The organism is Streptomyces sp. NPDC020490 (genome assembly GCF_044335305.1).
In the GTDB taxonomy this organism is placed as follows: Bacteria; Actinomycetota; Actinomycetes; order Streptomycetales; family Streptomycetaceae; genus Streptomyces.
Window position 1 is genome coordinate 153206 of the sequence record NZ_JBIRUY010000017.1, and the last position, 9450, is coordinate 162655.

Below are 9450 nucleotides of genomic sequence, written 5' to 3' on the forward strand. Positions count from 1 at the left end.
GCTCCACCGGCGGCGGGACCGGTCCGCTCCACGGGCGGCGGGACCAGTCCGCTCCACGGGCGGCGGGGCGGCCCGCACGCGCGTGCGTGCGGGCCGCCCCGCCATCGTCCTGCCATCGTCCTGCCATCGTCCTGCCATCGTCCTGCCATCGTCCTGCCGCCGTCCTGCCGCGGTCCTGTCACGGCCCCTTACACCGGCCGGTGCAGCACCGTCAGGCTCCGGTCGACCAGCGTCAGCCGGTCGCCGGCCTGCACCTTCTGCCCGGTGCCCGGCGGCACCCCGTCCGTGCGGGCGGTGTCGACCACCACCTGCCACTGCCGGCCGTGGTCCACCGGCACCACGAAGTCCAGCGCCTTCGGCGAGGCGTTGAACATCAGCAGGAAGGAGTCGTCGGTGATGCGCTCCCCGCGCGGACCCGGCTCGGAGATCGCGTTGCCGTTGAGGAACACCGTCAGCGCGGACGCCTGCGCCGAGTCCCAGTCCCGCTGGGTCATCTCCCTGCCCTCGGGAGTGAACCAGGCGATGTCGGACAGGTCGTCGTGGGTGCCCTCCACGGGCCGTCCGTGGAAGAAGCGGCGCCTGCGCAGGACAGGATGGTCCTTGCGCAGCCAGACCATCGCCCGCGCGAAGTCCAGCAGCCCGGCATCCGGCGTCCCGCCGTCCTGGGACCCGCCGTCCTGGGACGCGCCGCCCCGAGACCCGCCGCCCTGCTTCGCGCCGTCCGGCCACCGCAGCCAGGCGATCTCGTTGTCCTGGCAGTAGGCGTTGTTGTTGCCGCCCTGCGTCCGCGCGAACTCGTCGCCGTGGCTGATCATCGGCACGCCCTGGGACAGCATCAGCGTGGCGATGAAGTTGCGCATCTGCCGGGCCCGCAGCTCCAGGATCCCCGGATCGTCGGTCTCGCCCTCGGCCCCGCAGTTCCAGGACCGGTTGTGGCTCTCGCCGTCCCGGTTGTCCTCGCCGTTGGCCTCGTTGTGCTTGTCGTTGTACGCCACCAGGTCGTGCAGGGTGAAGCCGTCGTGGCAGGTCACGAAGTTGATCGAGGCCAGCGGACGGCGGCCGTCGGACTGGTAGAGGTCCGAGGACCCGGTCAGCCGGGAGGCGAACTCCGCCAGCGCCCGCGGCTCGCCGCGCCACAGGTCCCGCACCGTGTCGCGGTACTTGCCGTTCCACTCCGTCCACAGCGGCGGGAAGTTGCCCACCTGGTAGCCGCCCTCGCCGACGTCCCACGGCTCGGCGATCAGCTTCACCTGGGAGACCACGGGATCCTGCTGCACCAGGTCGAAGAACGACGACAGCCGGTCCACCTCGTGGAACTGCCGCGCGAGCGTGGCGGCGAGGTCGAAGCGGAAGCCGTCGACGTGCATCTCGGTGACCCAGTACCGCAGCGAGTCCATGATCAGTTGCAGCACGTGCGGGGACCGCATGAGCAGGGAGTTCCCGGTGCCGGTGGTGTCCATGTAGTACCGGGGGTCGTCCGTCAGCCGGTAGTACTGCGGGTTGTCGATGCCCTTGAACGACAGCGTCGGCCCCAGGTGGTTGCCCTCGGCGGTGTGGTTGTAGACCACGTCGAGGATGACCTCGATGCCGGCCTCGTGCAGCGCCCGCACCGCCGACTTGAACTCCAGGACCTGCTGGCCGCGGTCGCCCCAGGAGGCGTACGCGTTGTGCGGGGCGAAGAACCCGATCGTGTTGTAGCCCCAGTAGTTGTTCAGGCCCATGTCGACCAGCCGGTGGTCGTTGACGAACTGGTGGACCGGCATCAGCTCCAGTGCCGTCACCCCCAGCTCCACCAGGTGCTCGATGATCACCGGGTGCGCGAGCCCCGCGTACGTCCCGCGCAGCTCCTCCGGCAGCCCCGGGTGCTGCATGGTGAGGCCCTTGACGTGGGCCTCGTAGATCACCGTCTCGTGGTAGCCGCGCCTCGGCGGCCGGTCGTCGCCCCAGTCGAAGTACGGGTTGACCACGACCGACGTCATGGTGTGCGGCGCCGAGTCGAGGTCGTTGCGCCGGTCGGGCGCGTCGAAGTGGTAGCCGTACACCTCCTCACCCCAGCGCACCTTGCCGCTGATCGCACGCGCGTACGGGTCGAGCAGCAGTTTCGCGGAGTTGCAGCGCAGCCCGCGCTCGGGGGCGTACGGGCCGTGCACACGGAAGCCGTAGCGCTGCCCGGGCATGATCCCGGGCACGTACGCGTGCCGTACGAACGCGTCGCTCTCGCGCAGTTCCACCGCCGTTTCCGAGCCGTCGTCGTGCAGCAGACACAGCTCTACTCGGTCCGCGGCCTCCGTGAAGACCGCGAAGTTGGTGCCGGCGCCGTCGTACGTGGCACCGAGCGGATACGCCTCGCCAGGCCAGACCTGCATGGATACGACTCTTTCAGGTGGAGCGCGCCCTCGGTGGCGCCTTCACTTCGAGTCTCCCGGAAAGTGAGGGAACCACCTATGACTTACGTCCCTCTTACCGGTCGACCAGTGCATACGCGGTATGCCGAATCAATGGGGCAGACAGATACTCCCGTGACCAGGGGGAGCAGGGGGAAATGTGCGCAGATTAGTGCACCGTCATCTGGGCAAGGTGGTGGCCGGTGCGGCCGTCGCGGTGGCGGGGACCGCCGCGATGGTCGCCGTCACCCTGCCGGGTACGGCGGGGGCCGACGAGGGCGGGGGAACCGGGTCGGGCAGCCGGCCGGCGCGGCAGGCCGGACAGCAGGCGGGACAGCAGGCCGGTGACGGCGCGGTCCGGCCCGGCGTCGTCGAGCAGGCGCCCGCCGAGGGGGACCGGGGCAGGGGCGGCGACCCGCTGACCGACGACGAGGTCGCGCGGGCCGAGCGGCTCGCCGCCGGCCGGCAGCCGCTGCGCGGCGCCGAGAACGTCGAGGGCGAGCGCGGCGCGCAGCGCCTGACCGTGGACCTCGCGGACCCCGAGAACGCGGACGACGTCGACGACGGGGCGGCCGCGCCGCGCCGCGCCGACGTGACGTTCTACGACTACAAGAACGACACCCTCGTCACCAGGACCGTCGACCTCGACACCGGGAAAGTGGTGCGGACCGGTGTCCAGCACGGCGTGCAGCCGCCGCTGAGCCGGGCCGAGAACGCCGAGGCGGCCCGGCTGCTGATCGCCGACCCGCTCGGCGCCGGCCTGCGGGCGGACTACAAGGACGCCACCGGCAAGGAGCTGACCTCGCCGGACCAGCTGCTGTTCAACGGCGCGGTGTACCGGGCGGTACCCGGCGCCCAGCCCGCCGTGCTCGACCGGTGCGGCGAGCACCGCTGCGTGCGGCTGTTCCCGAAGGTCAAGAACGGCCCGTGGATCGACGCCCGCTCGATCGTGATCGACCTGAGCGCCCGCAAGGTCGCCGAGCTCGACCGCCGCTGAGCCGCGGCCCGCCCACTTTTCCGACTCGCATCTCCTGCAGGGGAGTCACTTCTTCATGCGCACGAAGAGTTCGATCAGCGGCGTCCGGCCGCGGGGAACCGGCCGGGTCCGCACACGTGCGGCCGTGGGCCTGTCGGTGGCCGCGCTGGCCGCCGGCGCGACGACCGGCGCGGGACCGGCGGCCGCCCAGCCGAAGACCGCCGCTGCCGCCCAGCCGAGGACCGCCGCTGCCGCCCAGCCGAGAGCCGCCGCCGCTGCCGCCGCCGACTGCAGCGCCGCCTACAAGATCGAGCAGAAGCTCGCCGGCGGCACCACCTGGCGGATGTGCTGGCGCTACGACAGCAAGGCCGGCCTCGTCCTGAACGACGTCTCCTACCAGCCCAAGGGCGAGAGCGCCCCGATCAAGGTGCTCAACAGCGCCCGGCTGGCCCAGATCGACGTCCCCTACGACGACGGCAGCGTCGAGTACGACGACCTGACCGGCTTCGGCTTCGCCCAGGGCCTGGTCAACCTGGCGCCGGGCGAGTGCCCCGGCGGCACCATCAAGACCGTCAAGGTGCCGGACGCCTGGGACCCGCAGCACCCGAACGTCAACGGCCTGTGCACCACGACCCGTTCCCGCGGCCACGCCTACCGCATGCAGGGCGACAGCGCCAACAAGGTCTACCAGGCCCAGGGCACGGACCTCCTCGTCTACACGGTCAACCAGGTCGGCTGGTACGAGTACATGACCGAGTGGCGCTTCCAGGACGACGGCACGGTCGACATGAACGTCGGCGCCACCGGCAGCCTCTCCTACGACGACTACGACGCCGGCGACGGCCGCGGCTGGCCCATCGGCAAGGGCGCCAAGGCCTACGCCACCAGTCACAGCCACAACGTCTTCTGGCGGCTCGACTTCGGCCTCGACGGCTCCTCCAAGACCAAGGTCGAGCAGTACGACTCGAAGGTCACCGCGCCCGCCCGCGGCCAGCAGGCCCCGACCAACAAGACCACCCGCACCAAGGTCACCAAGGAACTCGCGGGCGACGCCAAGACCTACCGCTGGTGGCGCGTGGTGAGCGCGACCGGCAAGAACAAGGACGGGCACCCGCGCTCGTACGAGATCGTGCCGGGAGCCACCACGCGGTACCCGGGGCGCGGCTTCACCAAGCACGACGTGTACTTCACCCAGTACAACAAGTGCGAGCAGTTCGCCAGCAACAACACCGGCGGCTGCCCCGCCGGTTCGGGCAAGTCCGTCGACACGTGGGTCAATGGACAGACGCTCACTCACCCGATCGTGTGGATGAATGTGGGCTTCCATCACATAGCCCGGGACGAGGACCAGCAGCCCATGCCGATCCACTGGCAGGGGTTCGCCATCGCACCCAGGGACGTCACGGCTATGAATCCGCTCACGCCGGACGAGCTCGCGTGGCAGAACGGCCACTGGCGGCCGCGTAGTTGAGAACGACCCTGTCCATCCGGCTGCACCGCCGACCGCTCCCGGAGTAGGCTTCCTTGATCGTTGGGACGGGAAGTGCCCGGGGGAGCGGAAGGCGGTGCGCGGGTGGGCTCGGGAGGGCTGGAGCTGCCCCCTGGTGACGAGGGTCACGAGGGGAACTCCACGGACACCCCGCCCGGCACGGTGTCGCTGGCCCGGCCGATGGAGACCACGTCCATCGGGCCGGAGCTGGACTGGGACGCCGACGCCTGGCGTGAGGTACGGACACGCGCCCAGCGGGCCGGCCGCGCGTACATCTGGCTGAACCTCGTCGAACAGCGGATGCGCGCGGTCGTGGCCGCGGTGCTGCGGCCCATCTACGAACCCGTCCACGGCGACGACTGGGTCGTCGCCGCGGCCGGGCCGGCCGGCCAGGAATGGGTGCAGCGGGCGGTCGCCGTGCGCGAAGTCAGCCGCCGCAAGGGCTACTTGCTCGACCCGGCCGACGACAACACACTGAGCTTCCTCACCCTGCCCCAGCTGCGCGAGCTGATGGTGCAGCACTGGCCGTGCTTCCAGCCGTACGTCGACGACCGCCGGGACGTCGAACTGGCCCTGGACGAGCTGGAGGTCACCCGCAACGTCGTCTCCCGCAACCGAGCCCTGTCCGAGGCCGTCCTCAACCAGGCCGAGCGGGCCTCGGCCAGGCTGCTGGAGACACTGGGCACGGGCGGCGACGTGCCGTCCGCGCGCCGGCTGCCCGTGGACGCGGTGGAGGACCTGGTCGGCGACCGGTACGCGGACGTCGTCGCCGTGCACTCGGACCGGGTGCGGCTGATGCGCCAGTTCCCCGCCGAGGACATCTTCGGCGGCGCCCGCCGCATCGACGCCGTCGGCATCGGCCTGAACCTGCTCGTGCAGAACTTCTCCGGCCGCCGCCTGGTGCGCCTGGCCGACGCCGGCTGCCGGGTGCGGCTGCTGTTCCTGAACCCGGCATCCAGCGCAGTCAAGCGCCGCGAGCGGGAACTGGGCATGAAACGCGGCGAGTTGAGTCGCGCGGTGGAGATGAACATCCTGCACATGCGGCGGGTGCGCTCCCGGCTGCGCGACCCGGGCGCCTTCGAGATCCAGGTGTACGACGAGACGCCGCGCTTCACGGCCTACCTCGTCGACGGGGACGGCCCGGACGGCGTCGCCGTCGTGCAGTCCTACCTGCGGCGCTCGCGCGGCATGGAGGCGCCGGTACTGGTGCTGCGCAACGGCAGCCGGGTGGTCAAGCCGGACGAGCGGGACGAAGGGGTCGAATCCGGCCTTTTCCCTACTTATCGCGAGGAGTTCGAGCTGGCCTGGCTGGACTCGCGGCCGGTGTCCTGAACCGCCCCGCACACCGGGCGGAAAGCGGTGCGGGCGGAACGCGGTCCGCCGATTGTCAGTGGCCCGTGCGATGGTGGAGGCCACTGGGGGAGAGCACCACGAGAAGGGGGGCCGCCGATGGGCTGGCACCGGGAGCTGCTGGTCGGCTTCGACCTGGAGACGACGGGGACGGACCCGCACGAGGCGCGCATCGTCACGGGGGCCGTGATCGAGGTCAGGGACGGGCAGCCGCTGGGCCGCCGGGAGTGGCTGGCGGACCCGGGCGTGGAGATCCCGCCCGACGCGGTGGCCGTCCACGGGATCAGCAACGCGCGGGCGGCCGCCGAGGGCCGGCCGGCCGACCAGGTCGCGGACGCCATGGCGGACGTCCTCGTGGGGTACTGGGACGTGGGCGTGCCGGTCGTCGCCTACAACGCGGCCTTTTATCCGCGCACTGCGGGTGCGTCTCAGGTGTCTCAGGGTGCCCTGGTGGGTGGGGCCCTGTGATGAGCTGGATCAGCGAGCCGTTGGTGGCCTTCGACCTGGAGACCACAGGGACCGACATCGAGACCGACCGGATCGTCACCGCGGCGGTCGTGGCTGTGGACGCGGATGGACGACCGCTGGAGGCCCGGACATGGCTGCTCGACCCGGGGGTGACCATCCCGCGACAGGCTTCGGCCATCCACGGCATCTCCACGGAACACGCCCGCAGGCATGGGGTTGCGGCAGCTCCCGCGATCGAGCAAATCACCTCGGCTGTCGCCGAAGTGCTGAACTCGGGGACTCCGCTGGTGGTGATGAACGCGCGGTATGACCTCTCGCTGCTTGACCGTGAGTGCCGGCGGTATGGGATAGAGCCGTTGGCCAAGCGGTTGCCTGGAGGGGCCTCGCTGTCGCCCGTCATTGACCCGTTGGTCCTGGACAAGCACGTGGACCGATACAGGAAGGGGTCACGGAATCTCCAGGCGCTCTGCGAGCACTACGGCGTGCCGCTCAATGACGCGCACAACGCTGTTGCGGACGCGGTGGCCGCAGCGCGTGCGGCGCGATGCATGGGCATCAAACATTCGGTCATAGGAACGCTGGGGCCTGCGGAGCTGCACGATCTCCAGGTTCGTGCGGCGGCCGAGCAGGCGGCTTCGTTGCAGAGGTACCTCCGCCGGACCTCGAACCCCGAGGCGACGATCGAGTCCGCCTGGCCAGTTGTGCCGTATGCGGAGGTATCTCCGAGGTGAGCCCGGAAAGGGCCCGGGGAGGGCGAGGCAGAGGCGCGCGACACTGATCCGCGGAACCAGCGAGAGCCGTGGCCGAGCCAACCGCCCACCGCGACGACGGCTCCGCTCACGGGGTGCTTCGACCCCTGGCGCACAGTGCGTGGTCGATCAGGGCGCTGGCCGCGTTCTCCTGCTCCATTATGTGCTGCAGGGTGTCGCCGCGTGCCTCGGACATGGAGACCACGGCGCTTCGCCTGCCGTCGTCGGTGACTCCGTTGAGGGTGATGTAGCCGCCGTCCCCTCCCTCGTGGCTCCATTAGGTTCCTCCGCAGTTCAGAGGGCGTTCGACCAGCCCGAGCCCGTATCGGCCGCCGGGCCACAGCTTTTGGACATCCGCGCTCACGGGGACGGTCTGCTTCATCTTGGCCAGCTGCCGTCCCGGTAGCAGGCGACCGTCGAGCAGCGCGCGGAGGAAGCGGTTCTCGTCCCGCGTGGTCGTGACCCACGAAAGGTTGTCGTAGTCCACCGGTATCTGGTCGGTGACGTCTACCCGGGAACCGGGGCCGAAGAGTTGATAGGCCTGGGCGTGCGGCCGGGGCAGGGTGGGGGAGGTGCCCATCCACCGGGTCTGGTCGAGGCCGAGCGGGCGCAGGATGCGGTCTTCGATCTTCTGGTGGGCGGGGTGCCCAGTGGCCTTCTGGATGATCATGCCAAGCAGGACATAGCCGGTGTTGGAGTACGCCCAGCCCTCGCCGGGCGGGAAGTCCGGCGCGTGGGCCATGGCGCGGGCAACCAGTTGCTCGGGGCTGTAGACGTCGTGGCGCTGCTGATAGTACTCCTCCGGCGTGGTGTATCCGGGCAGGTCGTCGTGGATGCCGCTGGTGTGCTGGAGCAGTTGGCGGAGGGTGATCAGGCTGCCGTCGTTGCCGTTGCCCTGCACCACTGCGGGCAGCCAGTGGTCGACCGTGTCGTCCAGGGACAGCCTGCCCTCGGCCTCCAGTTGGAGGACCACGGTGGCGACCAGCGTCTTGGATGTGCTGGCCATGCGGAAGTAGCCGCCGGAAGGGACCGGGCGGCCGGTGTTCACGTCGGCGGAGCCGCTGGTGGCGACCGACTGCCGACCGTCAGGCGCGATCACGCGGGCCTGCACACCGCTGACACCAAGGGCGTGGATCGCCTCCGTGTCCCGACGTAACTGCTCCACGAGGGAGGGGTAGGCGGGCTGGGCGACGACGGTGGTCACCTCGGTAGCGAGGAGCGTAGCGACACCGAGTGACACGGCGAGGTGCTTTCGCAGAGTCCAAGTCATGGCTGAACGCTAGATTCGCCCCCCAACGGGACGCGATCCGGCACACCCCATGATCGGAAGGGGGATGTCCCCTCAGTGCGGGTCGTCACCATTCTGGTGTCGAACTGCCGGGCATCATCGAAGGCCAGGCTTCCGCCTGCGAGCGCGGGCGACCGGGCGGGCGACAAGAGGCCGTCGACGACATGGCCGTCTACGCCCGCAGCCTCCGTCCGGCCCGCATTCTCCTGCCCACGACATTTGGTCTGTCGTTCGTCAACGGTGCCTGTCGATGCGAGTGACACGGTCGCGTGGGTCGTTTGCCTGGAGAAGACGCTGATTCTCCAGGGTGAGTGAGCTGTCCCGAGTTTCGTAGAGTCCGTGGATCTTGTTTCAGGCGGACTGCGGGGTGGCTTCCTGTTGTCGCCACCAGTCGCGTTCGTACTCGGCGGGTGGTACGTAGTCGAGGGCGGAGTGGAGCCGTTCCTCGTTGTACCAGGTCACCCACTGGAAGATCGCCCGCTCGACCTGGTCAACGTCCCGCCACGGTCCTTGCATCTCGATCAGCTCGGCCTTGAAGGTGCCGTTCAGCGCCTCTGCCATCGCGTTGTCGTAGCTGTCCGCGACCGAGCCGACCGACGCGGAGACGCCGATCTCGGCGAGCCGGTCGGTATACCGAATTGACACGTATTGGGCGAGTTCAACCGGTCGTTGCAACACCGGGCTGCTGTAGTGAGCGTAGCTGCTCCTCGAAGACCTCGGCCGGGGTCTTCCAGCCGAGGATCTTG

Annotated in this window: 7 protein-coding genes and 1 pseudogene; 5 read left to right on the top strand and 3 right to left on the bottom strand. The window is 69.9% G+C overall.

The window, feature by feature from the left end; all coding sequences use genetic code 11:
- Window positions 1-188: 188 nt before the first annotated feature.
- The gene (gene glgX / locus ACH4ZX_RS19740; protein ID WP_398273996.1) at window positions 189-2366 is read right to left on the bottom strand and encodes a glycogen debranching protein GlgX; all 2178 of its coding nucleotides are present in this window, start codon (window positions 2364-2366) and stop codon (window positions 189-191) included.
- A gap of 178 nt (window positions 2367-2544) precedes the next feature.
- Here glgX and ACH4ZX_RS19745 point away from each other — a divergent pair, with 178 nt between their 5' ends.
- The 5 genes and pseudogenes from ACH4ZX_RS19745 (at window position 2545) to ACH4ZX_RS19765 (ending at window position 7398) form a co-directional block, all read left to right on the top strand.
- Window positions 2545-3381, top strand: coding sequence for a Tat pathway signal sequence domain protein (locus tag ACH4ZX_RS19745; protein WP_398273998.1), 837 nt, complete (start codon window positions 2545-2547; stop codon window positions 3379-3381).
- A 55-nt stretch (window positions 3382-3436) separates the two neighbouring features.
- A complete protein-coding gene (locus ACH4ZX_RS19750; RefSeq protein ID WP_398274000.1) occupies window positions 3437-4831 on the top strand; it encodes a copper amine oxidase in 1395 nt (464 codons plus the stop codon).
- 102 nt (window positions 4832-4933) lie between these two features.
- Entirely contained in the window at window positions 4934-6181 is a 1248-nt protein-coding gene (locus ACH4ZX_RS19755; RefSeq protein ID WP_398274003.1) for an SAV2148 family HEPN domain-containing protein, read from the top strand.
- 117 nt (window positions 6182-6298) lie between these two features.
- Window positions 6299-6604, top strand: a pseudogene (locus tag ACH4ZX_RS19760) (exonuclease domain-containing protein); the annotation flags it as partial.
- A gap of 62 nt (window positions 6605-6666) precedes the next feature.
- Window positions 6667-7398 (top strand): exonuclease domain-containing protein, encoded by a 732-nt coding sequence (locus tag ACH4ZX_RS19765; RefSeq protein WP_398274006.1) that lies wholly within the window; start codon window positions 6667-6669, stop codon window positions 7396-7398.
- 295 nt (window positions 7399-7693) lie between these two features.
- On the opposite strand, the gene ACH4ZX_RS19770 is transcribed toward ACH4ZX_RS19765, so the two are convergent.
- Together ACH4ZX_RS19770 and ACH4ZX_RS19775 are read right to left on the bottom strand one after the other, a co-directional pair.
- Entirely contained in the window at window positions 7694-8686 is a 993-nt protein-coding gene (locus ACH4ZX_RS19770; protein WP_398274009.1) for a serine hydrolase domain-containing protein, read from the bottom strand.
- A gap of 369 nt (window positions 8687-9055) precedes the next feature.
- On the bottom strand, window positions 9056-9349 hold the full coding sequence (locus ACH4ZX_RS19775) for a transposase (RefSeq protein WP_398274012.1): 294 nt from the start codon (window positions 9347-9349) through the stop codon (window positions 9056-9058).
- Window positions 9350-9450: the final 101 nt, after the last annotated feature.

What these genes read in the sequence shown, in the direction of transcription:
- glgX (WP_398273996.1), bottom strand. Translation starts at nt 2,366, where the DNA reads ATGCAGGTCTGGCCTGGCGAGGCGTATCCGCTCGGTGCCACGTACGAC.
- ACH4ZX_RS19750 (WP_398274000.1), top strand. Translation starts at nt 3,437, where the DNA reads ATGCGCACGAAGAGTTCGATCAGCGGCGTCCGGCCGCGGGGAACCGGC.
- ACH4ZX_RS19765 (WP_398274006.1), top strand. Translation starts at nt 6,667, where the DNA reads ATGAGCTGGATCAGCGAGCCGTTGGTGGCCTTCGACCTGGAGACCACA.
- ACH4ZX_RS19770 (WP_398274009.1), bottom strand. Translation starts at nt 8,686, where the DNA reads ATGACTTGGACTCTGCGAAAGCACCTCGCCGTGTCACTCGGTGTCGCT.